The 23681-nt window shown below is 70.1% G+C and carries 21 protein-coding genes; 14 read left to right on the top strand and 7 right to left on the bottom strand.

Translation table 11 applies throughout. The annotated features are described in order from the left end of the window. Positions 1-84: 84 nt before the first annotated feature. Positions 85-621 (bottom strand): HNH endonuclease, encoded by a 537-nt coding sequence (locus OG246_RS16280; RefSeq protein WP_266462139.1) that lies wholly within the window; start codon positions 619-621, stop codon positions 85-87. A 272-nt stretch (positions 622-893) separates the two neighbouring features. Here OG246_RS16280 and OG246_RS16275 point away from each other — a divergent pair, with 272 nt between their 5' ends. Then, complete coding sequence (locus tag OG246_RS16275) at positions 894-1994, top strand: mechanosensitive ion channel family protein (RefSeq protein WP_266462136.1); 1101 nt, start codon at positions 894-896, stop codon at positions 1992-1994. A gap of 9 nt (positions 1995-2003) precedes the next feature. Here OG246_RS16275 and OG246_RS16270 read toward each other — a convergent pair whose 3' ends face one another. From OG246_RS16270 to OG246_RS16245, 6 genes are all read right to left on the bottom strand, one after another. Continuing rightward, a complete protein-coding gene (locus tag OG246_RS16270; protein WP_266462134.1) occupies positions 2004-2957 on the bottom strand; it encodes a hypothetical protein in 954 nt (317 codons plus the stop codon). 72 nt (positions 2958-3029) lie between these two features. After that, complete coding sequence (locus tag OG246_RS16265) at positions 3030-3533, bottom strand: tetratricopeptide repeat protein (protein ID WP_266462131.1); 504 nt, start codon at positions 3531-3533, stop codon at positions 3030-3032. Positions 3534-3539: 6 nt separating this feature from the next. After that, the gene (locus OG246_RS16260; RefSeq protein WP_266462128.1) at positions 3540-3869 is read right to left on the bottom strand and encodes a hypothetical protein; all 330 of its coding nucleotides are present in this window, start codon (positions 3867-3869) and stop codon (positions 3540-3542) included. Positions 3870-3979: 110 nt separating this feature from the next. Then, positions 3980-4285, bottom strand: coding sequence for a hypothetical protein (locus OG246_RS16255; RefSeq protein WP_266462126.1), 306 nt, complete (start codon positions 4283-4285; stop codon positions 3980-3982). A 91-nt stretch (positions 4286-4376) separates the two neighbouring features. Then, on the bottom strand, positions 4377-4928 hold the full coding sequence (locus tag OG246_RS16250; RefSeq protein WP_266462121.1) for a hypothetical protein: 552 nt from the start codon (positions 4926-4928) through the stop codon (positions 4377-4379). Continuing rightward, the gene (locus OG246_RS16245; RefSeq protein ID WP_266462117.1) at positions 4910-5554 is read right to left on the bottom strand and encodes a hypothetical protein; all 645 of its coding nucleotides are present in this window, start codon (positions 5552-5554) and stop codon (positions 4910-4912) included. The genes OG246_RS16250 and OG246_RS16245 overlap by 19 nt, the downstream gene beginning before the upstream one ends. Positions 5555-5952: 398 nt before the next feature. Between OG246_RS16245 and OG246_RS16240 the strand changes: the two genes are divergently transcribed. The 13 genes from OG246_RS16240 to OG246_RS16180 all read left to right on the top strand — a co-directional run bounded on the left by OG246_RS16240 (position 5953) and on the right by OG246_RS16180 (position 23649). Beyond that, entirely contained in the window at positions 5953-6786 is an 834-nt protein-coding gene (locus OG246_RS16240) for a hypothetical protein (RefSeq protein ID WP_266462114.1), read from the top strand. Between the two features lie 214 nt (positions 6787-7000). Then, entirely contained in the window at positions 7001-8212 is a 1212-nt protein-coding gene (locus OG246_RS16235) for an ROK family transcriptional regulator (RefSeq protein ID WP_266462108.1), read from the top strand. A gap of 52 nt (positions 8213-8264) precedes the next feature. Beyond that, the gene (locus tag OG246_RS16230; protein WP_266462104.1) at positions 8265-9602 is read left to right on the top strand and encodes an ABC transporter substrate-binding protein; all 1338 of its coding nucleotides are present in this window, start codon (positions 8265-8267) and stop codon (positions 9600-9602) included. A 2-nt stretch (positions 9603-9604) separates the two neighbouring features. Next, the gene (locus OG246_RS16225; RefSeq protein WP_266462101.1) at positions 9605-10546 is read left to right on the top strand and encodes a carbohydrate ABC transporter permease; all 942 of its coding nucleotides are present in this window, start codon (positions 9605-9607) and stop codon (positions 10544-10546) included. 4 nt (positions 10547-10550) lie between these two features. Beyond that, positions 10551-11444: a carbohydrate ABC transporter permease gene (locus OG246_RS16220; RefSeq protein WP_266462097.1), complete on the top strand. Its 894-nt coding sequence runs from the start codon at positions 10551-10553 to the stop codon at positions 11442-11444. 5 nt (positions 11445-11449) lie between these two features. After that, on the top strand, positions 11450-12715 hold the full coding sequence (locus tag OG246_RS16215; RefSeq protein ID WP_266462093.1) for a 6-phospho-beta-glucosidase: 1266 nt from the start codon (positions 11450-11452) through the stop codon (positions 12713-12715). Then, the gene (locus OG246_RS16210) at positions 12712-13725 is read left to right on the top strand and encodes an N-acetylglucosamine kinase (protein ID WP_266462090.1); all 1014 of its coding nucleotides are present in this window, start codon (positions 12712-12714) and stop codon (positions 13723-13725) included. The genes OG246_RS16215 and OG246_RS16210 overlap by 4 nt, the downstream gene beginning before the upstream one ends. Positions 13726-14341: 616 nt before the next feature. Then, the gene (locus OG246_RS16205; RefSeq protein ID WP_266462088.1) at positions 14342-15838 is read left to right on the top strand and encodes a hypothetical protein; all 1497 of its coding nucleotides are present in this window, start codon (positions 14342-14344) and stop codon (positions 15836-15838) included. Positions 15839-15852: 14 nt separating this feature from the next. Beyond that, positions 15853-16872 carry a glutamate ABC transporter substrate-binding protein gene (locus tag OG246_RS16200; protein ID WP_266462084.1) on the top strand — a complete coding sequence of 340 codons (1020 nt, stop codon included), beginning with the start codon at positions 15853-15855 and terminating at the stop codon, positions 16870-16872. Positions 16873-16943: 71 nt separating this feature from the next. Further along, positions 16944-18269 (top strand): hypothetical protein, encoded by a 1326-nt coding sequence (locus tag OG246_RS16195; RefSeq protein WP_266462081.1) that lies wholly within the window; start codon positions 16944-16946, stop codon positions 18267-18269. Further along, the gene (locus OG246_RS16190) at positions 18266-20797 is read left to right on the top strand and encodes a serine/threonine-protein kinase (protein ID WP_266462078.1); all 2532 of its coding nucleotides are present in this window, start codon (positions 18266-18268) and stop codon (positions 20795-20797) included. Before OG246_RS16195 ends, OG246_RS16190 begins: the two co-directional genes overlap by 4 nt. Further along, positions 20798-22198 (top strand): PP2C family serine/threonine-protein phosphatase, encoded by a 1401-nt coding sequence (locus OG246_RS16185; protein ID WP_266462074.1) that lies wholly within the window; start codon positions 20798-20800, stop codon positions 22196-22198. It begins immediately after the preceding gene. Positions 22199-22302: 104 nt separating this feature from the next. Continuing rightward, positions 22303-23649 (top strand): VWA domain-containing protein, encoded by a 1347-nt coding sequence (locus tag OG246_RS16180; protein ID WP_266462071.1) that lies wholly within the window; start codon positions 22303-22305, stop codon positions 23647-23649. Positions 23650-23681: the final 32 nt, after the last annotated feature.

Raw genomic sequence — 23681 nt, 5'->3', positions numbered from 1 at the left:
TACGCGGGCATGACGGCCGGCTCCCCGGGAGGCACAGGGGTCCTCCCGGGGAGCCGGAACGAGGCAAGACGAAGGCCCGGATCGTCAGGCGGAAATGCCGTCGATCCGGGCCATCGCGTCTTCCGCGCCGTACGGCTGCAGGTAAGGCAGCCAGCGCGGGTCCCTATGTCCGGTTCCGATGATGCGCCAGGCGAGCCCCGATGGCGGGGCGGGTTTATGGCGCAGGCGCCAGCCGATCTCGACCAGGTGACGGTCGGCCTTGGTGTGGTTGCAGCGGCGGCATGAAGCCACCACGTTCTCCCAGGCGTGCTGACCTCCGCGGGAGCGCGGGATGACGTGGTCGACGCTGGTTGCGACGCCACCGCAGTACATGCACCGGCCGCCGTCGCGGGCGAAGAGCGCGCGACGGGTGAGTGGAACGGGCCCCCGATAAGGGACCCGTACGAACCTCTTCAGCCGGACCACGCTGGGTGCGGGGACAGTAACGGTCGCGCTATGCATAAAGGCGCCGGATTCCTCGAGGCTGACAGCCTTGTTCTCCAGTACGAGGACGAGCGCGCGGCGGAGCGGTACGACGCCGAGCGGCTCGTACGACGCGTTGAGGACCAGGACGTGCGGCACGGATGCCTCCTTGTACGCCGGCGGCGCGTGGCTCGCGCCGGGACGATCTGTGGCCAGTGTCCCCGAATGCCTGGTGGAAGCGCCACCATGTCCCGGTAACGGGCTGGGAGTGTTTTCGACCACACACTCTTCATCCCCAGGTGAGTACGGCCTCTCCCCTGCACATGGCAACGATCGACACACAATGCCCCGTTAGTGTGGTGGTTCTGCCCGATCGGTGCCCCTCATGTGTCCCTGCCGCGGGCGGACAGCTACGCCTGGAGGTACCTGCTGTGTCCTTGCCCGTCCTAGTGGCCGCCGCCACGCCTTCGCCGTCCCCGTCTCCTTCCTCGACGGCGACCGACCCGGCGACCGCAACGCTTCAGGACGCCCAGGAAAGCGCGACCAATGCCGCGAGCTGGGTCGAGCAGAACTGGTCGACGTGGCTCAGCATCGGCCTGCGGGTCCTGCTGATCGTGGTGATCGCGGCCGTGCTGAGAGTGGCGGTACGGCGGGCGATCAGCAAGCTGATAGAGCACATGAACTCCACCGCTCAGGCGGTGGACGGCACCGCGCTCGGCGGCCTCCTGGTGAACGTCGAACGCCGCCGCCAGCGCTCCCAGGCCATCGGCTCGGTGCTCCGCTCGGTCGCGTCCTTCGTGATCATGGGCACGGCCGCGCTGATGGTCCTCGGCACCTTCGAGATCAACCTGGCGCCGCTGCTCGCCTCGGCGGGTGTCGCGGGCGTGGCGATCGGTTTCGGCGCCCGCAATCTCGTCACGGACTTCCTCTCCGGCGTCTTCATGATCCTTGAGGACCAGTACGGCGTCGGCGACACGATCGACGCGGGCGTCGCCTCCGGCGAGGTCGTCGAGGTCGGCCTCCGCGTGACGAAGCTCCGCGGCGACAACGGCGAGATCTGGTACGTCCGCAACGGCGAGGTCAAGCGCATCGGCAACCTCTCCCAGGGCTGGGCCACGGCCGGTGTCGACGTCACGGTCCGTTCCTCGGAGGACCTGGACCACGTCCAGGCCGTCCTCAACCAGGTCGGCGAGACCATGAGCAAGGCCGAGCCCTGGAACGAGCGTCTCTGGGGCCCGATCGAGGTCCTCGGCCTCGACAACGTCTTCCTCGACTCGATGGTCGTCCGCGTCTCGGCGAAGACGATGCCCGGCAAGGCACTGATCGTCGAACGCGAGCTGCGCTGGCGTATCAAGCGGGCCTTCGACGCCGCCGACATCCGGATCGTCGGCGGCCTTCCGGCCCAGACGGAGGACGAGGCCGCGCCCGCCGACCCGACGGCCGGCATGGCGGCCCCGTCCGCCTACGCCTCCTCCACGTCCCCGCAGTCCCAGGCGGCCTCGCCTCTGACGCCGCCGAACGTGACGAAGTAGCAGCGACGCTCAGAGCAGGTCCTCGTCGGGTGCGCGGACGCCGCCCTTCTTCTCCCGCAGCGTCGCGCGCACCCTCTCGAGCACCTGCGGGAAGTCCAGCGGGTCGTTCGAGTCGACGGTGACGTCGGCGGCGCTGGACACCCGGAGGGTGACCGAGGTGCGGTCACCGCTGGAGACGACGATCTGCATCTGCCGAACGGTGTCGAACCGCGCGAAGGCCGCCCGCTGCGAAGCCCTCGGCTGGATGGTGATGCCGCCCCTGTGCAGCGGCACGGACGCGGTGCGCACGGCCACCACGTCCTGGTAGTGGTACTCGTGCGTCTGCTCCGACTTCAGCTGACCGCTGTACAGGTCGAGTTCGCAGCGGTAGATGGCCAGCAGGTAGTGGGTCGGGCAGATCACCATGAACTCGTACTTCGAGTACCGCATCCGGCCGTCGTCGCCGAAGGCGCTGTTGCAGGGGAACGCGGGGCCCCAGACCACCATTTGGTTGTCCCCGGGTCCGCCCACACCGCTCTGCGGCCCGGAGTTGGCGGCGATGTCGTCGAAGCTCGCCCCGCCGGATCCGGTGACGCCGCGGGGCGTCACCAGGTCGGCGGGCGTGAGTCCGAGCTGCGGCAGCGACCGGTTCACGATCGAGAAGGCGTCCGTGGCGATGAGCTGGTCGATCTCCGCGTCGGAGGGGCGCGGCATGGCCAGGGCGTACGCGGCGTCGTACGCGCGCTTGGCGTTCCAGCCCTTGACGCCGAGGATGAAGCCGACCACCAGCCCGACGGCGCCCAGGAAGGAAGCGTCTCCCCCGGCGGCGAGCAGCACCACTCCGAGTACGAGGCCACCGCCGCCGAACGCCATCTTCAGCTGGGCGGCCTTCAGGTCGGCCGGATTGGGCGGGTCCACGAAGTAGCGGGCGATCCACTGAGCCGGCGGACGCGTGGGTACCCCTGGAGGCGTGGGTGTGGTCACGTGAGTTCTCCTGAAGATCGAACAGGGATGAGCGAGCGGGATGCCGAGCAGGGTGGGGTGCCGAGCGCGGTGTCAGCGGCGCAGCGAGCCTTCGAGCAGGACCCATGTCGGGCTGTCCGGCACGGGCACGTGCGCGAGGATTTCCCGGCCGCGTGCCGGGTCGACGAGGGTGACGAGCCGACGGGTGTCGGGCGTCGGCTGCCTCGGCCGACCGCTGCCGCGGGCGAGCATGGCGTCGTTGATGACGAGCGCGAGGACCTTGGCGTGGTGACAGCCGGGATCCTCGGTGGCCAGCCGTACCAGACGCTCCGTCAGAGCCTGGGTCTGCCGCGCGCCGTAGCGGTCCGGGTGGCAGCCGCGCAGAGCGGCGACCACCAGCCGGAAGCGGGCGAGGCTGTCGCCGGGATCCGTCTCGAGCACCTGTTTCAGATGGCGGATCGCACTCTCGTACTCCCGCTCATTGAGCGCCGCCTCGGCCGCCGCCCGGTGATCCACCTGCGGCGGGCCGTAGTTGTTGATGGTGTCCGCTTGCTGAATGAGGTCAGCCTGCTGGCGGTCGATCCTGAAGTCAGCCATGCCGGGTCAGCCGAGCGGCAGTGCGGCGGCGATCGCCTCGAGCGAGCCGACGATCCCGGCCGCCGTCGCGACCCCGGCGAGCAGCTCCGCGGCCTTCGTCAGCGCGGCTCGGATCCGGCCCGGACGCGCCTCGGGGGACGAGGCCTCCTCCAGCGCACCGACGAGCTCGGTGGCCGCCAGGGCCGCGCGGTCGTCGCCCTGCGTGGACTGCGCCCGCAACTCTTCGATGAGCCGGGTCAGCGTCTGCGTCAGCTCGCCCGGTACGCCACCGTGGTTGTGGATCACGTCGGCCTGCTGGATGTTGCCGCTCTGTTGGTTGATATTGAAGGTCGCCACTGAATCCCCCGATGCGTCAGATACGTACAGCGACCAGCGTAGGACTCCGAGTCCCCTTGGTTGTACGGGAATGACGAACTTCGTGGGGAGAAGCCGCGACACCGGACGGATCAGTACAGCCCCAGTGCCAACAGGAGTGCGGCACCGGCGGAGACGAGGACCGAGAAGCCCAGCCGGGCCACCAATACCCGCTCAAGAACCCTCCGCAGCCGCGGACTTGGGAAGATGCGCGCGGCCCAGGTGACCGGAAGGCCGGCCAGCGCCACGAAGGCGAGGACGAACAGGGGGTGCCGGTAGGTGAGTTCGGGATCCCCCGCTTCCCCTGCCCGGTCCCGAAGGCCGATCAGCGCCGCGACCCCGCACCACGTGAAGGCGCACCCCGCGGTGAGGACGGTCTCGAACAGCGCGAACAGCAAGGGCCTTCGCCTCGCGAGCTGCCACACGGACGGCGTGTGACCGGCTCCGGCTTCACTTACGGCACCCGACACTTGGCGCTCCCCCTCTACTTCACCCCGCGCCGCCGGGGCCGGTGGACAGTGCCCGCCGCCGGTCCTCGATGAGCGCCCGGTAATCCTCGTGCCAGGGGGCATCGAGCGCCAGAGCGCGGACCTCGTCCGCGCGGCGGTAGGGCCCACGGGAACGGCGTACGACTTCGACGACCGCCCAGGCCGCCAGCAGGGGAAGACCCCAGCGGAGCCAGGACTCGGGCACGAGCGCCGTCATCGCGACGCCGATGCCGCCGGCCACCGCGAACGCGATACGCAGGCCCCGGACATGGGCCTTGGGCCCGAACGTCTTGGGCCCGAACGGGGCAACCTCTCCCTCGGGCAGCTCATGGAGCCACGCGACGCGCCCCAGCCGCGCCGCGACCACCAGGCCCCAGACCGGTGTGAACAGCACCGCCGCACAGGCCACCGCCCGCACCCACTCGTCCGGAACCACCCACACCCCGGCACCGGCCGCCACCGCGACCGCCCCGTGCACCCACGGCAGGTACAGGCGCCGCGCCAGGAGCTCGCCCTCGGCCCGGGCCAGTTCCCTCATCCCGTCGGAGACCATTCGCGATCCGCCCCTCTGCCGCCGGCCGGTGCCATCGCCGGGCCGCCCCCGCGCTTCCGCGCCCTGTCACCCTCGACGCCGGCCGACGCCACAACCCGCGCTATCTGGCACACCGCGACGAAGGAAGCGCCCTTCCGCAGTCCCGCCACCCCCGAGTTGCCCTCTCCGTTCCGGATGTCGAGCAGGACGGTCCCGGAGTGCGCGTCGAAGGCCAGCGATCCCCAGACGGACAGGTCCACGCGCCCGGGGCGCCAGCGGAACCTGATCTCCTCGCGGCCCCTCTCGGCGACGAGGAACACCCGGTCGGAGGCCGTCAGTTCACCGCGGACCCGCTCCTTCCACCCGTCGGAGACGCCCACCGTACGAAGCGAGTGGATCTGCCTCTCGTCCAGGGCCCGCACGGAGAGTTCCACACCGGCGCCGCGTGCCAGTTTCGCCAGCCTCAGGCACCCGACGGCCGCCCATACGAGACTCACGGCTCCCCACACCAGGACGCTGGAGACCAATTCCTGGCTCACGGTTCCCCATGTGAAGCCGTCCTGCCAGAGGCCGAGGACCAGTTTCACGCACATCACCGGGGTGCACCGTGCCGCGGCCGACCGCCAGCACGCCATCAACAGCCTCACGAGTCGCCTCCCCGGGACGAACGGTTCACCCTCATGCGGCGGGATCATTGGGCAGGAACCTGTGAAGACGGCCGCGCAGCGGATTCCGCATACCTGAAGACGCGACAAATACGCCCTCCCCAAAAGGGCAAATCCCCCGCCAAGTACCCCGGAACCCGCCCCACCTGGGCATCCGTTGATTGTAATGAACACGTGACACGTGTAGAACGCGCTACGGATCCGCCGACGACTCGAGGCCGACTCCGGGTCGAAGCCAGGTCTACGGCCGGCACGAAATTAATCTCCTTCACATACCCCCCGCATTCCCGTCACCTCCGCGGCCCTCTACTGTCACCCCAACAGCGGGCCCTTGTTCTGGAGCTCAACGCCCAGGGGCCCGCTTCGAATGTGGGGAATCCATGCGCAAGTTCGCCATAGGCACCGCTGTGTGCGGTGCTCTGGCTCTGTCCGCCCTGGCTGTGCCGACCGCGTCGGCCGCCACTCCGGACCTCTCCTTCTCCGGCGTGGTGGTCAACGGCGGCAAGGCGATCGTCGTCGGCACCACCGCCACGGTGAAGATCCCGGTCACGTACACGCTGACCCGCCCGGCAGACCTCGTGATCGACTACAAGAACAACGCCGCGGGCATCATGCTCTACCGCGGTTCGCTCGCGACGCCCGAGAACACGATCGAGAACGACGCGGCGCCCGTCTGCACCGCGACCGCCACGACCGCCACGACGGTGACCGAGTCCTGCAAGGAGACGATCGCCCTCGACCCGTACGACTACCTGTTCGAGGCCGCGGACGCGACCACCTGGAAGGCCGCCGGCTTCTACGGTCACATCGCCGAGGACAGCGACGACTCCGACGGCCACGTCAGCTTCGAGTACGGCTACGACGCGTGGGGCGGTCTCGGCACCGCGCAGATCAAGCGCGCCGCCAAGCTCACCACCAACGCCACCCCCGAGCCGGTGAAGAAGGGCGCCACCCTCACCGTCAAGGGCGCCCTGACCCGCGCCAACTGGGAGACCAGCAAGTACTCCGGCTACACCGGCCAGTCGGTGACCCTCCAGTTCCGGGCCAAGTCCAGCAGCACGTACAAGAACGTGAAGACGGTGAAGTCCGGCACGTCCGGCGCCCTCTCCACCACCGTCAAGGCCTCCGCCGACGGCTACTACCGCTACACGTTCGCGGGCACGACCACGACCGGCGCCAAGTCCGCCGCCGGTGACTACGTCGACGTGAAGTAACGACGTGAAGTAACGGCGAGCGTCCCGGCGCCCACCTCACCGCCCCCGCAGGTAACGAGTCTGTTGCCTCGGGGGCGGTTTCTATTGACGCCCCCTTGGCCGCCGTTCTACGTTCCTCCCACCGAATAGGAAACTTTCCTAACAGTGATCAAGCGGTGGACTTCCGCCCGCGATCACTGAAAAGCTGGGCGGTCGAGAGGCAGGTGTCGCACACATGGCAGGATCCGCCGGTACGCCGGGCACTCCACGCGTCCTGCGCGCCATGAACGACCGCGCCGCCCTGGACCTGCTGCTCGCACACGGCCCGCTGACCCGGACCAGGATCGGCAAGCTCACCGGCCTCTCGAAGCCGACCGCCTCGCAACTCCTGGCCCGCCTCGAGGCGGCCGGCCTGGTGATCGCCACCGGGACCAGCGAGGGGCGACCGGGCCCCAACGCCCAGTTGTACGTGGTCAATCCGGGCGCTGCCTACGCGGCGGGCCTGGACGTCACCCCCGAGCGCATCCTCGCCGCCGTCGCGGACGTGACCGGGCGGACGGTGGGCGAGTACGAGCTGCCCACACCCGGCCGGCGCCCCGCCGAGCCCGTCGTACGCCAGGTCACCGACGCCCTCGACGGCGCGGTCAAGGAGGCGGGGCTGGCCCCCGACGACATCCACCGGCTCGTCATCGGAACGCCCGGCGCCTTCGACCCCAACACCGGGCGGCTGCGTTACGCATCGCACCTTCCCGGCTGGCACACCCCGAGCCTCCTCGACGAACTCGCCGCCGCGCTACCCATGCCGGTCGAGTACGAGAACGACGTCAACCTCGTCGCCATCGCCGAGCAGCGACTGGGCGCCGCCCAAGGGCACGACGACTTCGTACTGCTGTGGAACGAGGGCGGCCTCGGTGCCGCGCTCGTCCTCGGCGGGCGACTGCACCGCGGCTGGACCGGCGGTGCGGGCGAGGTCGGCTTCCTGCCGGTGCCGGGCGCGCCGCTCGTGCGCCAGGTGACCAAGGCCAACAGCGGTGGCTACCAGGAGCTGGCCGGTTCGCAGGCCATCCCCAAGCTGGCGCGCGAGCTGGGTATCCGGCCCGTCCCCGGCGGTCCGTACGCCGAGGCCGCCGCCGCCCTCGTCAAACAGGCCGCCTCCCACAACGAGGGCCCCCACCGGCAGCTCCTCAAGACGTACGCGACCGGGCTCGCCACCGGTCTGGCCTCGCTCGTCTCCGTGCTCGACCCCGAGCTCGTCGTGCTCAGCGGCGCCTCCCTCACCGCGGGCGGCGAACCGCTGCGCGCCCTGGTCCAGGCCGAGCTGGAGGAGCTGGCCGCGTCCCGGCCACGCCTCGTGATCGGCGACGTACACGAACACCCCGTGCTGCGCGGCGCGTTGGAGAGCGCCCTGGCGGCCACCCGCGACGAGGTCTTCGACACCTCCCGCTGAACCGCAAGTCCCTTCCGCGAACACCTTCACCCTGCCCTAGGGAGACCCCGTCATGCCCGGAATGTCCCGCAAAGCGGCGGTCGCGCTCGCCGCCTCCGCCTCCATAGCCCTCCTCACCTCCGCCTGTACCGGCCAGACCGAATCCGGCGCGGACGACGACGCGTCGAAGGAGACGACGATCAACTTCTGGCACGCCTGGAGCGCGCCCGGCGAGGTCGCCGCCGTGAAGTCCCTGGTCGCGGGGTTCGAGAAGGCGCACCCCAACATCCACGTGAAAATCGTCGGCAACATGACCGACGACAAGATCAACCAGGCGCTGCGCGCGGGCGGTTCGAAGGCGCCCGACGTGATCTCGTCGTTCACCACCAACAACGTCGGCAAGTTCTGCTCGTCGGACGCGCTCGTCGACCTCAACCCGCTCTTCGAGAAGTCGGGCATCGACCCTGAGACGACCTTCCCGGCGGCGATGAACGAGTACACCCAGTTCGACGGCAACCGGTGCTCCGTGCCGCTGCTGGGCGACGCGTACGGCCTCTACTACAACAAGACGGCGTTCGAGAAGGCGGGCATCACCAGCCCGCCGAAGACCTGGTCCGAATTCCAGGCCGACGCCAAGAAGTTGACGATCACTCAGGGGAACACGTACAAGCAGCTCGGCTTCATGCCGAACTACCACGGCTGGGAGTCCACCACCGAGCACTACCTCGGTCAGTTCTCGCCGACGTACTTCGACAAGGACGGCAAGTCGACCATCGCGACGGACCCGGCCGTCACCGCCGGTTTCACGGTCCAGAAGAAGCTGGTCGACGAACTCGGCGGCTACAAGAAGCTGGAGACCTTCCGCGCCACCCTCGGCGACGAGTGGGGCCCCAAGCACCCCTTCCAGACCGGCCAGGTGGCGATGCAGCTCGACGGTGAGTGGCGCCTGGGCATGGCCGTCGACGCCAAGACCGACTTCGAGATCGGCGTCGCCCCGCTGCCCGTCCCCGACGACCAGGCCGACCAGTACGGCAAGGGCTACATCACCGGCACCATCGCCGGCATCGCCGCCACCAGCCAGAAGCAGAACGCGGCCTGGGAGTTGGTGAAGTACATGACCACGGACACCGACGCGGTGGTCGGCTTCTCCAACGCCATCCACAACGTGCCGTCCACGCTGGCCGCCCTCAAGTCCCCGAAGCTGAAGTACGACCCGCGCTTCAAGACGTTCCTCGACATCGCCGCGAACCCGAACTCGACCACGTCCCCCGCGTCGATCAACGGCGGCGTCTACCTCGCCACTCTCCAGAATTTCGGCTACGAGTACGAGAGCGGCAAGGCCACCGACCTGCAGAAGGGCCTTGAGGACACGGCCAAGCAGATCGACACGGACATCGCGCAGGCGAAGTGACGATGAGCACCATCACGTTGGCGTCGAAGCGCCGCAGGTCGGCGCTTCGGACGTTCGCCTTCATGTCGCCCTGGCTGATCGGCTTCGCGGTCTTCTTCGCGTACCCGATGATCTCGACGATCTACTTCTCGTTCATGCACTACGACGGCTTCAAGCCGCCGACGTGGGTCGGAACGAAGAACTGGACGTACGTCTTCGAGAGTTACCCCTACTTCTGGCCCGCCCTGCGCAACACCCTGTGGCTGGTCGTCATCATGGTGAGCCTCCGGGTCCTGTTCGGCCTCGGTATCGGCATGCTCATCACGAAGATCAAGACGGGTACGGGCGTCTTCCGCACCCTCTTCTACCTGCCCTACCTCGCCCCGCCGGTCGCCGCGACGATGGCGTTCGCGTTCCTCCTCAACCCCGGTACGGGCCCGGTCAATTCGATGCTGGAGAAGATCGGCATCCCGGCGCCCGGCTGGTTCAACGACCCCACCTGGTCGAAGCCGGCGCTCACCCTGCTGGCCCTCTGGGGCATCGGCGACCTGATGGTCATCTTCATGGCCGCGCTGCTCGACGTACCGAAAGAGCAGTACGAGGCGGCGGAGTTGGACGGCGCGTCGGCGTGGCAGCGCTTCCGCTTCGTCACGCTGCCGAACATCTCGCCGATCGTGATGTTCGCGGTCGTCACCGGTGTGATCCAGGCGATGCAGTTCTACACACAGCCACTCATCGCCGGGAAGGTCGCCTCGGGCGTGATCCAGGGCGCGGGCACGCAGTTCGAGCCCGGTTATCCGGAGAAGTCCACGCTCACCCTCCCCCAACTCGTCTACAACCTCGGCTTCCAGCGCTTCGACTACGGCTCGGCATGCGTCGTCGCCCTGGTGCTCTTCGTGCTGTCGATGGCGTTCACCGCGTTCCTGATGCGGCGCCGGGGCGGTCTCATCCAGGCAGGTGACTGACCTCATGACCCAAGTACTGGACAGGCCGGTGGAGTTGAAGACCCCGGCCTCACCCGCCGAACGCACCGCCCGCCGCAAGGCACTCCTGGAGTGGATCGCGGTCCACTCCCTCGGGGTCGCGGCCGCCCTCTTCTTCACGCTCCCCTTCGTGTTCGTGTTCCTGACCTCGCTGATGAGTGACTCGCAGGCCCTCAGCCGCGACCTGATCCCGCACACCTGGGAGTGGGCCAACTACAAGAAGGTCTTCGACACGCCAGGCTTCCTCACCTGGTGGAAGAACACGCTGATCTACGCCGGTCTCGGCACGGTCCTCAGCGTCGTCTCGTCGATCCCGGTGGCGTACGCGCTCGCCAAGTTCCGCTTCCGGGGCCGGAATCTGTCCCTGATGCTGGTGATCTCGATGATGATGCTGCCGCCGCAGGTGGTCATCATCCCGATGTACCTGTTCTGGGCGAAGCAGTTGGATCTGTCGGGCACGCTGTGGCCGTTGATCATCCCGATGGCGTTCGGAGACGCGTTCTCGATCTTCCTGCTGCGGCAGTTCCTGATGACGATCCCGAACGAGTACCTGGACGCGGCGAAGGTGGACGGCTGCGGGGACCTGAGAACCCTGCTGAAGGTAGTCCTCCCCATGGCGAAGCCGGGGATCGCGGCCGTAGCCCTGTTCCAGTTCTTCTACGCGTGGAACGACTACTTCGGCCCGCAGATCTACGCGTCGGAGAACCCGGGCGCCTGGACCCTCAGCTACGGCCTGGAGTCGTTCAAGGGAATGCACCACACCGACTGGAACCTCACCATGGCCGCGACCGTGCTGGTCATGGCCCCCGTGATCCTCGTGTTCTTCTTCGCGCAGAAGGCGTTCGTCGAGGGTGTCACGCTCACCGGAGTGAAGGGTTGACACGTATGAAACTCACCGTGGTCGGCGGAGGGTCGACCTACACCCCCGAACTCATCGACGGCTTCGCCCGGTTGAGGGACACCCTGCCCATCGAGGAGCTGGTGCTCGTCGACCCGGCGGCGGAGCGCCTGGAGCTGGTGGGCGGCCTCGCCCGGCGGATCTTCGCGCGGCAGGGGCACCCCGGCCGGATCGTCACGACCGCCGATCTGGACGCGGGGGTCGAGGGCGCGGACGCCGTACTGCTCCAACTGCGCGTCGGCGGACAGGCGGCACGCAACGAGGACGAGACCTGGCCGCTGGAGTGCGGCTGCGTCGGGCAGGAGACGACCGGCGCGGGCGGCCTCGCCAAGGCGCTGCGCACGGTGCCCGTGGTCCTCGACATCGCGGAGCGCGTCCGCCGCACGAACCCGGACGCCTGGATCATCGACTTCACGAACCCGGTCGGGATCGTGACGCGCGCGCTGCTCCAGGCCGGCCACAAGACCGTCGGACTGTGCAATGTGGCGATCGGCTTCCAGCGGAAGTTCGCCGCGCTGCTCGGGGTCACCCCCGCCGATGTGCACCTCGACCATGTGGGCCTCAACCACCTCACCTGGGAAACCGGTGTGCGCCTGGGCGGTCCCGAGGGCGAGAACGTCCTGCCGAAGCTCATCGCCGAACACGGCGACACGATCGCCGACGACCTGCACCTGCCACGGAGCGTCGTCGACCGGCTGGGCGTCGTCCCGTCGTACTACCTGCGCTACTACTACGCGCACGACGAGGTGGTGCGGGAGCTGCGGACCAAGCCCTCCCGGGCATCCGAAGTGGCGGAGATGGAACGGCAGTTGCTGGAGATGTACGGCGATCCGACGCTGGACGAGAAGCCGGAGCTGCTCGCCAGGCGCGGCGGCGCGTACTACTCGGAGGCCGCCGTGGACCTCGCGGCGTCGCTGCTCGGCGGTGGCGGCAGCCCCTACCAGGTGGTGAACACGTACAACAACGGGACGCTGCCCTTCCTGCCGGACGACGCCGTGATCGAGGTACAGGCCGCGATCGGCGCCCAGGGCCCTGCACCGTTGCCCGTGCCCTCCGTGGACCCGCTGTACGCGGGCCTGATGGCGAATGTCACGGCCTACGAGGACCTGGCCCTGGAGGCTGCCCTGCACGGCGGCCGCGACCGCGTGTTCCGCGCGCTCCTCGCCCACCCCCTCATCGGCCAGCACGCGTACGCCGACGCCCTCACCGACCAGCTGATCGCGCACAACCGGGAGCACCTCGCGTGGGCATGACCTCATCGGGATCCGGCGCCGGGACGGCCGCCGGGTCCTCCCCCGCGGCCCTGGTCCTGGCCATCGACGCGGGGAACAGCAAGACCGACGTCGCCGTGCTGGCCGCGGACGGGCGGGTGGCCGGCACGGCGCGCGGCGGTGGATTCCGGCCGCCCGTCGTCGGGGTCGAGGTGGCGGTGGACTCGCTGGCCGAAACCGTCGGCCGGGCCTTCGCCGAAGCGGGCGTCGGCTCCGTCGCCCATGTCGCCGCCTGCCTCGCCAACGCCGATCTCCCCGTCGAGGAGGAGCGGTTGGCGGCCGCGCTGCACGCGCGCGCGTGGGGGGCGAGTGTGGAGGTGCGCAACGACACCTTCGCGATTCTGCGGGCCGGGATCGCCGAGCCGCGCGGGGTCGCCGTCGTCTGCGGCGCCGGTATCAACTGCGTCGGCATGCGGCCCGACGGGCGTACCGCGCGCTTTCCCGCGATCGGGCGTATCTCCGGGGACTGGGGCGGTGGTTGGGGCCTCGCCGAGGAGGCCCTGTGGCATGCCGCGCGCGCCGAGGACGGCCGGGGCGGGCCCACCGCCCTCGCCCGCACCCTCCCCGGCCACTTCGGCCTCACCTCCATGTACGCCCTCATCGAGGCCCTCCACCTGGAGCACCTCGACGATGCCCGGCGCCACGAGCTGACGCCGGTCCTTTTCTCCACCGCGCTGGACGGCGACCCGGTCGCCCGCTCCATAGTCGACCGCCTCGCGGACGAGGTCGTAGCCATGGCCACGGTCGCCCTGACCCGCCTCTCCCTCCTCGAGGAACCGACCCCGGTCCTACTCGGCGGCAGCATCCTCGCCGCCCGCCACCCCCAACTCGACACCCGCATAAGCGAACTACTGGCCACCCGCGCCCCCAAGGCGATCCCCCAGGTCGTCACAGCCCGCCCGGTACTGGGCGCCGCACTCCTGGGCCTGGACCACGTAGGAGCCCCGGACGAGGCACACGCACACGTGCGGGCGTTCTACGAGGGGGACTGAGGGTTTTTCTCGCCCCCTCCGCCCCTACCCATTCCCGTCCACTTGGGGGCTCCGCCCCCAAACCCCCGCTCCTCAAACGCCGGAGGGGCTGAACACCTTCAGCCCGTCGGCGTTTGAGGACGCGCCTGTGCCATCCCGATCCCCCACCCACCCGTGGGGGCTGCACTCTTCAGCCCCGGGCCAGGTATCTCCAGCCCGTCCGGCGTCTGAGGACGAGGCAGTGCCGTCCCGATCCCCCACCCACCCATGGGGGCTGCACTCTTCAGCCCCGGGCCAGGTATCTCCAGCCCGTCCGGCGTTTGAGGACGAGGCCGTTCAGGCCGACAGCGGGGGTCTGGGGGCGGCAGCCCCCAGAAGCAAGGGACGGGTAGGGGCGGAGGGGGCGAAAAACCCACCCCCGGCCCCCACCCCGAACGGGAACCGAACACATACCGAGTGCGTGTTCAGGGGAGGGGGCCTTGCGGGGAGCTTCGCGCTGCGCTGCGATCCGAACAAGATCGAGTCAAGAACTGTGCGGATGTCAGTCCCTGCGGCGATACTTGCGGCCGTGCACCTTCGTCCGTGCTCCCCACGCACGGAACAGAGGTGACAGACGGATGACCATGGGGGAGGTCAAGTGACACACCCGCCGAACGGCAGCGCGGCGCCACCGGGACAGCCGGGAACGCCGGCACGCCCAGCCACGCCCACGATGCCGGCCGTACCACCGCAATCCGGCCCACCGGCCCCGCGGAAGCCCGGCCCCACGACGCCCAACACGCCCGCGCACACGCCCCCGCCCACTCCCCCACGCCGCACGGCCTGGGCGGAAGGCGTAGACACCCTGCGCACCGCGGCGACGACGGAACCGGGCCGCCTACGGATCATCGGCGCCGTACTCGCCCTGCTGGTCGTCGCGTTCGGCGCGGTGACCGCCTGGCAGATGACGGACCGCTCGGCCGCCGCGGACGACGTGCTGAACAGCAGCCAGCCGCTGAGCGCCAGCGCCGCCGACATCTACCGCTCACTCGCGGACGCCAACACCGCGGCCTCCAGCGGCTTCCTCGCGGGCGGCCAGGAGACGAAGGCGTCCCGCACGCGGTACGAGGCGGACATCAGGACGGCCGCAGAGAAGCTGGTCACCGCCGCGGCCAACTCGGAGCCCGGCTCCCCGTCCGCGGACACCATCGCCAAGCTGAACAAGCTGCTGCCGGAGTACAAGGGCCTGATCGAGCGGGCCCGCGCCAACAACCGCCAGGGCTTCCCGCTCGGCGGCGCCTATCTGCGGTACGCGAACGCGACGATGCAGGACAAGATGCTCCCGGCGGCCAAGGATCTCTACACCAAGGAGAACCAGCGCCTGGAGGCCGACTACGCCGACGCGACGCCCTATCCGTGGGCCGCCATCGGCCTCGGCGTGCTCGCGCTCGGCGGACTCGCCTGGGCCCAGCGGCGCAACTACCGGCGCACGAACCGGGTGTTGAACCAGGGCATGGCCGCCGCCACCGCCGCCTCCGCGGTCGTACTCCTCTGGCTCGTCGTCGGCCACAGCGTGGCCCGGGCGGGGCTGAACGACTCCTACGACCACGGCGTCCGCTCGCTGAACGTGCTGAACGACGCCCGCCTCGCGTCGCTGAACGCGCGGGGCAACGAGAACCTGACGCTGGTCAGCCGCGGCGCGGAAACCAAGGAGTTGAAGGACGGCACGGTCGTGGACGCCTTCGACTACGACTTCCAGCAGGAGATGGACGACCTCACCAAGAAGCTGGCCGCCGCCGCGGAGCTCGCCGACGACAAGGCGGGCGAGGAGCCGGTGGCGGCCGCGACCGGCAACATGAAGGAATGGAAGGTGCGCCACGCGGAGGCCCGCAAGGCCGACGACGGCGGCCAGTACCAGGCGGCGCTGGACAAGGTGATCGGTTCCAAGAGCGACAAGCCGACGGGCGAGTGCTTCGACGGCGTCGACAAGAACCTGGAGCTGGCGCTGGTGCAGGAGCAGAGCGAGTTCAAGCAGGCGGCGAGCAACGGCCTGGACGCGATGACCGGTCTGTCGGTGGGCGCGGCGGTCCTCGCGGTGCTGGCCGCGGCGGGCGCCCTGCTGGGTATCGGACGCAGGCTTTCGGAGTACCGGTGAGAGGAGGAGCGGCAATGAGTGCACGACGTCTGAGGGCAAGCCTGAAGGGCTGGGGCGGCGTGGGTGCGATGGCCGTCGCCTGCGCACTCACCGCGGTGTTCGCCCTGTTGCTGCCGCTGAGCAGCGCGCGCGGCGACGGCAGCACCGGCATCGGCGGCCAGGGCGTGGGCCAGGGCACCCAGGCGAAGGCCGACGAGTGCACCGATCCGCAGGACCAGAGCCTGACGCCGTCCGCCGTGGACGGCGCGACGATCGACGCCATCAAGAAGCGCAAGGACCCGCGGCTGATCGTCGGCGTCGACCAGAACAGCTTCCGCTGGGGCTACCGCGACCCGAACAACACGAAGAGCGGCAGCGACCTCGAGGGCTTCGACATCGACCTCGTCCACGCGATCGCCGATGACATTCTGGGCGACCCGAACGCCGTACAGTTCCGCGCCATCCCCACCAACCAGCGCATCCCCGCCATCCAGAGCGGCAAGGTCGACATGGTGGTCCGCACTATGACGATCACCTGCTCCCGGCTCGAACAAGTCGCGTTCTCCGCGCCCTACTTCGAGACCGGCCAGCAGGTCCTGGCCCCGATCAACTCGACCATCACGGGGTACGACAAGTCGCTGGCGAAGCAGAGGATCTGCACGGCGACCGGCTCCACCGCGTACGACAAGCTGGACGCCGACAAGAAGGCGGGCGAGCTCGTCTCCACCGCCGACATCTCGACCACGGTTCCCAACCAACTCGACTGCCTGGTAAGGCTCCAGCTCGGTGAGGTCGACGCCGTGGTGACCGACGGCGCGCTGGCCGCCAGCCAGGCCGCACAGGACCCCACGGTCCAGCTCAAGGGCAAGACCTTCACCACCGAGTACTACGGCGTGGCCATGAAGAAGGGTTCCGACGATCTGGTGCGCCGGGTCAACCGGGTCCTGGAGAACTACCGCCAGAGCGGCTGGCAGACGGCGTACGACAAGTGGCTCTCCCCGACCCTGGGAGCCGACTCCCCGTCGTCGAATCCGCCCGCCGCGAAATACAAGTAGCGGTACAGGCAGCAGTAGCAGTACTGGTAGCGGTACAAGTAGCCGACACGGCCGAAAGCGAGAGGTGATCGATGGGCGTCACGGGACCCCCCGGGCCGGTGATGGACCGGGACGAGGTGGACCGTGCGCTGGCGCGCCTCGGCGCGGAGCACGAGGCCATCGAGACCTCGCTCCTCTCCTTGCAGGACCACGCGGGCCGCAGACTCCTCGAAGGCGCCGAGCTCACCGGCACGACCAAGGAACGCTGGTCGGCCGCGGAGGCCTCGATCACCCTGCTGTGGGCGTACTTCGACGCGTACGCCGACGCGTTGCGCTCCGCCCGCGAGATCCGCTCCCGCAGACGCTGGTCCAGCCGCGAGGACCTGTCGGAGCTGACCGAGCTGCTGCGCGGCGCGAGCATCACGGTCGCCGGGTCCGCCACGGCCACCGCGAACGCGCCGACGCTCGTCGGCACCGGCAAGCTCAGCGAGCAGTTCTCGCTGGTCGCGCTTGTGGAGCGGATGAACGAGCTGTACGCGTCCTCGCTCGACATGGTCATCGCCGCCGACGCGGTGTGGTCCGCGCTGCCCGCCCGGATAGATTTACTGGCCGCGGAGCTCCAGCGCACCCGGCGGCTCGCGCACTCCGTCGGCGTACGCCCCGGGGAGCACCCTGCGGGCGACGACCTGGAGCGGATCACCCGCACGCTCACCAGGCTGCGCGAGCGCGTGGTGTCCGACCCGCTGGCCTTCTGGCTTCCCACGCAAGGGAGTTCGGCCCCCGGCGGCGGGCGCCCCGACACGACGACGTACGACCACGAGGCGCGTGCCCTGGAGGACGTGCGCCGGGAGATCGACGCCGTGCTCACCGTCCGGCAGGACGCGGAGGCGCGCCTGGTGAAGCTGCGTGACGTGCTGAGCCGCGCGGACCGAACGCTCGCCGAGGCGAGGAGCGCCCGCGGTGAGGTGCTCGCGAAGATCGCCGCGTCCGAGGTGCCCGCGGTCAGCGGCCCGCCGACCGTGCTCCAGGAGCAGCTGGCGACGGCCGCCGAGTACCGCAGACACGCCCAGTGGCACCGCCTCTCGCCGCTCCTGGAAGCGCTGGAGGAAAAGGCGGAGGACGAACTCCTGCGCGCCCGCGAGTCGTTGACCGCGGTCACGCAACCGCTGGCGGTCCGCGCGGAGCTGCGCGGCCGCCTCGACGCGTACAAGGCGAAGGTCGCCCGGCACGGGCTCGCGGAGGACCCGTTCCTCATCGAGCGCTACGACGCGGCGCGCCGCATGCTGTGGAGCGCGCCCTGCGACCTGCGCGTCGCGGAGGACGCCGTACTGCGCTACCAGCACGCGGCGGCCGACCTGCTCAGCCCGCGGGTGCCCCCGCAGGGCAGTGGGCCACAGGACCGTAGGGGGGACTCATGAGTCAGAAGTGCCAGCGGCCCGGTTGCTCGGGGTCGTACGAGGACATGGGCGGCGGCGAGCTGTACTGCGACACGTGCGGTCTGGCGCCGGTCGTGTCCGCGGGCGGATCGTTGGGGTCGCCGCCGACCGGGATCACCGCGGGCGGCCGGAGCTCACGGGGCTCGGGCAGTTCCAGCAGCAGTTCGCGGGCGAGTTCCCGTGCGTCGTCGCGGTCCTCGCAGTCGCGGCGCTCGGTCTCCGGGCGCCTCTCCCGCTCGCTGTCGGGCTCCTCGACGGGCCGCTCGGTGTCGGTCCGCAGCTCGGGTTCGACCGCCGGTTCCTCGGGACGCGGCCGGCTCGGTGTCGGCCTGGTCGAGGTGCCGGGTGTGCCGCGGCCCGACCCGCGCGGGATGGTCCAGGACAACCCGGAGGTGCCCGAGCGCAAGCGGTTCTGCTCGCGCTCCGACTGCGGGGCGCCGGTGGGGCGTTCGCGCGGTGAGACGCCCGGGCGCACGGAGGGGTTCTGCACGAAGTGCGGCCACCCGTACTCGTTCGTGCCGAAGCTGGCCACGGGCGACATCGTGCACGGCCAGTACGAGGTCGTGGGCTGCCTCGCGCACGGCGGGCTCGGCTGGGTGTATCTCGCCGTCGACCGCGCGGTGTCCGACCGCTGGGTGGTCCTCAAGGGCCTGCTCGACACGGGCGACCAGGACGCGATGGCGGCCGCGATCTCCGAGCGCCGCTTCCTCGCGGAGATCGAGCACGCCAACATCGTGCGGATCTACAACTTCGTCGAGCATCTCGACCAGCGCACCGGTTCCCTCGACGGTTACATCGTCATGGAGTACGTCGGCGGCAAGTCCCTCAAGGAGATCGCCAACGACCGTCGTACGAAGGCCGGGAAGCGGGACCCGCTGCCGGTGGAGCAGGCGTGCGCGTACGGCATCGAGGCCCTGGAGGCGCTCGGCCACCTGCACAGCCGCAACCTCCTGTACTGCGACTTCAAGGTCGACAACGCGATCCAGACCGAGGACCAGCTCAAGGTCATCGACATGGGCGCGGTGCGCAGGATGGACGACGACGAGTCGGCCATCTACGGCACGGTCGGCTACCAGGCGCCGGAGGTGGCCGAAGTCGGCCCCTCGGTCGCCTCCGACCTGTACACGGTCGCGCGCACGCTGGCCGTGATGACCTTCGACTTCCAGGGCTACACGAACGTGTTCGTGGACTCCCTGCCCGACCCGGACAACATCGAGGTCTTCCGCCAGTACGAGTCGTTCTACCGGCTCCTGGTGCGCGCCACAGACCCCGACCCGGCCCGCCGGTTCGCCTCCGCGCAGGAGATGGCCGAGCAGCTGACCGGCGTGCTGCGCGAGGTCGTCTCCGTCCAGACCGGGCGTGCCCGCCCGGCGCTCTCCACCCTGTTCGGTCCCGAACTCAAGGTCACGGACACGGAGTTGTTCGGGACACTGGACGGGGACGTGTCGCGGCTCGGGGTGCGGGTGATGCCGGTCGGGCGCCGGCAACGGGCGCTGCCCGCCGCCAACGGTGGCGGACTCGCCATCACTTCGCGTGCTCCGGCCCCCGTCGACACCGGCAACCTGGTCAAGTCCGTCCAGGCCGCCGCCACCGCACTCGCGCTGCCCGTCCCCCGGGTCGACCCGGGCGACCCCAACGCCGGTTTTCTCGCCGGGCTCATGGCCTCCGCACCCGCGGAGCTGATCACCGCGCTGCACGCCGCGCCCACCGGCTCCCTGGAGCTGCGTCTGCGCGAGCTGCGGGCCCGCCTGGAGATGGGCGAACTGGCCGACGCCGCCAGGGCACTCGAGGCTTTGGAGACGGACCACCCGGACGACTGGCGGGTGGTCTGGTATCGGGGCGCCGCGGCCCTCGCGACCGGCGAGCACGAGATCGCGGCGCTGTCCTTCGACGCGATCTACGACGCGTTCCCCGGCGAGCCCGCGCCCAAGCTGGCCCTCGGCGTGTGCGCGGAGGTGCTCGGGCAGCTGGACAACGCCGCCGAGTACTACCGCCTGGTGTGGACGACCGACCCCAGCTATGTGAGTTCGGCGTTCGGCCTGGCCCGGGTGCAGCTCGCCTCGGGCGACCGCCGTGGCGCCGTACAGACGCTGGAATCCGTACCGGAGTCGTCGATCCACTACACGGCGGCGCGGGTCGCGGCCGTGCGGGCGCGGCTGCGGCAGCGACTCGCCGAGGAGGCGGCCGCCGCGCCGTTCCTGGAGGACCTGACAGCTGCTGCGGGGCAGGTCGAGGCCCTTGACGGATACGGTCTCGACGCGGTGCGACGCGAGCAGTTGTCCACAGAAGTACTGGGCTGCGCCCTGGACTGGGTACTCTCCGGTAGCCAGGCGTTCCCACCGGCCTCCGGCGGCGGACGTGCACTGCTCGGCAGCGAGCTGGACGAGCGCGGCCTCCGCTTCGGTCTGGAGCGTTCGTACCGCACGCTGGCCCGCCTCGCTACGGGCGGCGAGGAGAGGATCGACCTGGTGGAACGTGCCAACCGTTACCGCCCCCGGACGTGGGTGTGATTGATGTCCCAGATGCCCCAGCCGACGGCCCTTTCGCGGTGCCCCAGTTGCGAGGAGCCGCTGGAGGCGGGTGACCGCTTCTGCGGTGCGTGCGGGTACGACCTGTCGGCGGTGCCCGAGCCGCCCCAGGACGAGCCCACGATCACCATGAACGGCACATCGCCGCGCCCTCCTTCGTCCGTCTCGTCCGTGGACTGGCCCGTCGCCCCGGAGGTGGACAGCTCCGACATTCCGGCGCCGGTGCACCGGGCGACGGACATCCGGGGCACCGACTCGGGCGGCACCGAACTCCCGCGCGCGGCACACGAGTCCGCGGGCGTACGGTTCGACAGGCCACGCGAGCCGGACGAGTACCCCTTGGCTCCCCCGGCCGAAGCACGGCCCGAAGCCCGGTCGGAAGCTCTGGCCGAAGCCCGGCACGAAGCCCCGGCCGAGCCCCCCGCCGACCCCCGCACCGCCGACCTCGCGACAACTCCTCCCGCGGGCACCCGACTGTGCGTCGCCTGCCGCGCGGGCAGCGTCGACAACGACGGCTACTGCGAGAACTGCGGGCACGCGCAGCCACGCGAACGCGACCACATGGAACAGGAGTTGAGCGCGGTCTCCGCGGTCAGCGACCGGGGCCTGCGCCACCACCGCAACGAGGACGCGTTCACGCTCTCGACGACCGCGCTGCCCGACGGCGCACCCGCCGTCGTCGCGATCGTCTGCGACGGCGTCTCCTCGGCGACCCGCCCCGACGAGGCCTCCCTCGCCGCCTCCCGCGCGGCGGGCGAGTCGCTGCTCGCGGCGCTGCCGCTGGGCACGCACCCGCAGCAGGCCATGCACGAGGCGATCATCGCCGCCGCGGAGGCCGTCAACTCCCTGGCGGACGCGCCCGCTTCGCACGACGAGCACGCCCCGCACGTGAACGCTCCCGCCTGCACCCTCGTCGGCGCCGTCGTCACCCCCACCCTGCTGATCATCGGCTGGGTCGGCGACAGCCGCGCCTACTGGATCCCCGTCGACCGCGCCTCCCCCCCGGCCCGGCTCACCGAGGACGACTCGTGGGCCGCGCAGATGGTCGCCGCGGGCCTGATGAACGAGGCGGAGGCGTACGCCGACGAGCGCGCCCACGCGATCACGGGCTGGCTCGGCGCGGACGCGTACGAACTGGAGCCGCACACCGCTTCCTTCAAACCGGACCGGCCAGGTGTAGTGGTGGTATGCACCGACGGGCTGTGGAACTACGCGGAGGCGGCCGAGGACATGGCCGAGGTCGTACCCCTCGACGCCGCCGAGCGTCCGCTGCACAGCGCGCAGGTCCTGGTGGGCCACGCCCTGGACGGCGGGGGCCACGACAACGTAACAGTGGCGGTCGTACCGTTCCCGGCCCCCGTACAGGGGGCAGGATCGGCCTGAGGCCGCGAACGGGGAACGGCCTCGGACCGGAGGGGACCGGTCCGAACACAGTCATCGGCCCCCGTGGTACGCACCACGGGGGCCTTGAGGGGGACAAAGAAGGCATGGCCAATTTCTCGAAGTCGAACGTGCCGCAGTTCTCGGTCGACGTCTACCAGAACGAGTACCTTCCCGACGGCGCCCGCGAGGTCAACGCGATCGTCACGGTGAGCGCGACGGGCGGCGGCACCATCGGAAGCGCGGTCGCCGCGCCCCACCTGTACACCGCCGGGCAGGCCCCGGACGCGGCCGTGGCGATCATGGTCGACTGTTCGGGCTCGATGGACTACCCGCCGACCAAGATGCGGGGCGCCCGCGACGCGACGGCCGCCGCGATCGACTCCGTACGCGACGGGGTGCACTTCGCGGTGATCGGCGGCACCCATGTCGCCAAGGAGGTCTACCCGGGCGGCGGCCGGCTCGCGGTCGCCGACACGGCGACCCGCGACCAGGCCAAGCAGGCGCTGCGCAAGCTGAGCGCGGGCGGCGGCACGGCGATCGGCACCTGGCTGCGCCTCGCCGACCGCCTGCTGTCCTCGGCGGACGTCTCGATCCGGCACGGCATCCTGCTCACCGACGGCCGCAACGAACACGAGTCACCGGAGGACCTGAAGGCCGCCCTGGACTCCTGCGCCGGGCGCTTCACCTGTGACGCGCGCGGTGTCGGCACGGACTGGGAGGTCAAGGAGGTCACCGGGATCGCCTCGGCGCTGCTCGGCACCGCCGACATCGTCGCCGACCCGGCCGCCCTCGCCGCCGACTTCACGCACATGATGGAGACGGCCATGGGCAAGGAGGTCGCGGACGTCGCCCTGCGGCTCTGGACGCCCGTCGGCACGGAGATCAAGTTCGTCAAGCAGGTCGCCCCCACGGTCGAGGAGTTGACCGGCCGCCGCACCGAGGCCGGCCCGCGCGCCGGGGACTATCCGACCGGATCCTGGGGCGACGAGTCCCGCGACTACCACGTGTGCGTGGAGGTCCCCTCGGCCGGCATCGGCCAGGAGATGCTGGCCGCCCGGGTCTCGCTGGTGATCCCGCAGAGCGACGGAAGCGTGCAGAACCTCGGCGCGCAGGGCCTCGTACGGGCGGTGTGGACCGACGACATGGCGGCTTCCACGTCGATCAATCCGCAGGTCGCGCACTACACAGGTCAGGCGGAACTGGCACAAGTCATCCAACAGGGCCTGGATGCACGCAAAGTGGGAGATGTCGACGGAGCAACGGCCAAGCTGGGCCGGGCCGTTCAGCTCGCCAGCGCCTCGGGCAACGCCGATACTGCGAAACTGCTTGCGAAGGTGGTCGACGTTGTCGATGCCGCTGCAGGTACTGTGCGATTGAAGGCAAGGGTCGAGGAAGCAGACGAAATGACCCTTGAGACACGGTCCACAAAGACTGTTCGTGTAAAGAAGTAAGCGACCCCGGCTCCCCCAGGAGCTGGAGAAAC

This window comes from Streptomyces sp. NBC_00620, assembly GCF_026341825.1.
Lineage (GTDB): Bacteria > Actinomycetota > Actinomycetes > Streptomycetales > Streptomycetaceae > Streptomyces.
The sequence above is the reverse complement of the archived record's forward strand: the minus strand, read 5'-3'. Positions and strand labels throughout refer to the sequence as shown.

Bases quoted from the DNA above. Each gene is read 5' to 3' on its own strand.
- OG246_RS16265 (WP_266462131.1), bottom strand. From the start codon at position 3,533: ATGGCTGACTTCAGGATCGACCGCCAGCAGGCTGACCTCATTCAGCAA.
- OG246_RS16250 (WP_266462121.1), bottom strand. From the start codon at position 4,928: ATGGTCTCCGACGGGATGAGGGAACTGGCCCGGGCCGAGGGCGAGCTC.
- OG246_RS16240 (WP_266462114.1), top strand. From the start codon at position 5,953: ATGCGCAAGTTCGCCATAGGCACCGCTGTGTGCGGTGCTCTGGCTCTG.
- OG246_RS16235 (WP_266462108.1), top strand. From the start codon at position 7,001: ATGGCAGGATCCGCCGGTACGCCGGGCACTCCACGCGTCCTGCGCGCC.
- OG246_RS16230 (WP_266462104.1), top strand. From the start codon at position 8,265: ATGCCCGGAATGTCCCGCAAAGCGGCGGTCGCGCTCGCCGCCTCCGCC.
- OG246_RS16225 (WP_266462101.1), top strand. From the start codon at position 9,605: ATGAGCACCATCACGTTGGCGTCGAAGCGCCGCAGGTCGGCGCTTCGG.
- OG246_RS16220 (WP_266462097.1), top strand. From the start codon at position 10,551: ATGACCCAAGTACTGGACAGGCCGGTGGAGTTGAAGACCCCGGCCTCA.
- OG246_RS16215 (WP_266462093.1), top strand. From the start codon at position 11,450: ATGAAACTCACCGTGGTCGGCGGAGGGTCGACCTACACCCCCGAACTC.
- OG246_RS16210 (WP_266462090.1), top strand. From the start codon at position 12,712: ATGACCTCATCGGGATCCGGCGCCGGGACGGCCGCCGGGTCCTCCCCC.
- OG246_RS16200 (WP_266462084.1), top strand. From the start codon at position 15,853: ATGAGTGCACGACGTCTGAGGGCAAGCCTGAAGGGCTGGGGCGGCGTG.
- OG246_RS16195 (WP_266462081.1), top strand. From the start codon at position 16,944: ATGGGCGTCACGGGACCCCCCGGGCCGGTGATGGACCGGGACGAGGTG.
- OG246_RS16190 (WP_266462078.1), top strand. From the start codon at position 18,266: ATGAGTCAGAAGTGCCAGCGGCCCGGTTGCTCGGGGTCGTACGAGGAC.
- OG246_RS16180 (WP_266462071.1), top strand. From the start codon at position 22,303: ATGGCCAATTTCTCGAAGTCGAACGTGCCGCAGTTCTCGGTCGACGTC.